We start from the raw sequence: 1,090 nt of genomic DNA, 5'->3' as shown, positions 1-1,090 counted from the left end.
AGCTCGAGCCCGACGATGCGGTCGACGTCGTCCGCACGCGCGGTCAGCATGATCACGGGGATGTCGTCGCCGGCCGCGCGCAACTGGCGCAGCGCGGTCAGGCCGTCGACGCCCGGCATCATCAGGTCCAGCACGATCAGGTCGGGCCGCTCGCGCTCGAGGCGCTTCTCGAGCGTGGCCGCGTCGTGCAGCACGGACACTTCCATCCCCTGGCGCACGAGGTAGTCGCGCAGCAGGTCTCGGAGTTCTTGGTCGTCGTCGACGATGAGGATCTGGGTAGTCATGGCTCGAAGTTTACCGCGCGAGGGCGGAGTCAAAGAACGAAACAAAGGGACGAAAGGGTTACTGCGGGTTACGGCGCAAGGGAACTGTAATGCGCGGTAAACCAGCCACCGCCCCACGTAACACCGGCCGGGGCCTGCATCGCTAACCTGCGTCTTACCGGATGCGGTACCCGGCTTTCCCGGCACCGCATCGCCGGACCCTTTGGATACAAGGAGTTTCTGAAATGTATAAGAAGACTTCCCGCGTGGCCATCGCGGCCGCCACCGTGCTCGCTCTCGCATTCGGCACCGCGCACGCCGCGCAGCCCAACAACATGCCGCCTCCGGGCGGCCCCGGCGCCCACCAGATGCACGGCGGGCACGACGGCGGCCCGTTCGGCGTGATCATGAAACTGCACGACCAGCTGAAGCTCAACGCGTCGCAGGAACAGCAATGGCAGACGGCCGTCAACACGATGAAGCAGAACCGTGATGCGATGCGCAAGAGCCACGAGCAGATGCGCGAGCAGTTCAAGGCGCAGCAGAACCAGCCGATTCTCGACCTGAACGCGATGCACACCGCCCGCCAGCAGGCCGAGCAGCAGAACGCGCAACTGCGCGAGCAGACGTCCGCCGCATGGCTCGCGTTCTACAACGGGCTGAACGACCAGCAGAAGACCACGGTCAGCACGGCGCTCAAGCAGCAGTTCGCGAAGATGGAACAGCGCCACGAGAAGATGAAGGAGCGCTGGGAGCAGCATCGCGCGGCCAAGGCCGCGTCGGCACCGGCGCAGTAAGCCGGCGGGCCGCTCCACGGAGCGGCATCG

At 65.8% G+C, this 1,090-nt stretch carries 2 protein-coding genes; one reads left to right on the top strand and one right to left on the bottom strand.

Going from position 1 to position 1,090, the window contains the following annotated elements:
* Positions 1–284: response regulator (locus tag JYJ84_RS37295; protein WP_205172864.1), on the bottom strand; the 284-nt coding region annotated here is incomplete at its 3' end.
* A 224-nt stretch (positions 285–508) separates the two neighbouring features.
* On the opposite strand from JYJ84_RS37295, the gene JYJ84_RS37290 reads away from it, so the two are divergent.
* Positions 509–1,060, top strand: coding sequence for a periplasmic heavy metal sensor (locus JYJ84_RS37290; RefSeq protein WP_122945997.1), 552 nt, complete (start codon positions 509–511; stop codon positions 1,058–1,060).
* Positions 1,061–1,090 lie beyond the last annotated feature (30 nt).

Source organism: Burkholderia sp. LMG 13014 (assembly GCF_905232215.1).
Taxonomy (GTDB): Bacteria; Pseudomonadota; Gammaproteobacteria; order Burkholderiales; family Burkholderiaceae; genus Burkholderia.
Note: the sequence above shows the minus strand (reverse complement) of the source record. Positions and strands in the feature narration are given on the sequence as shown.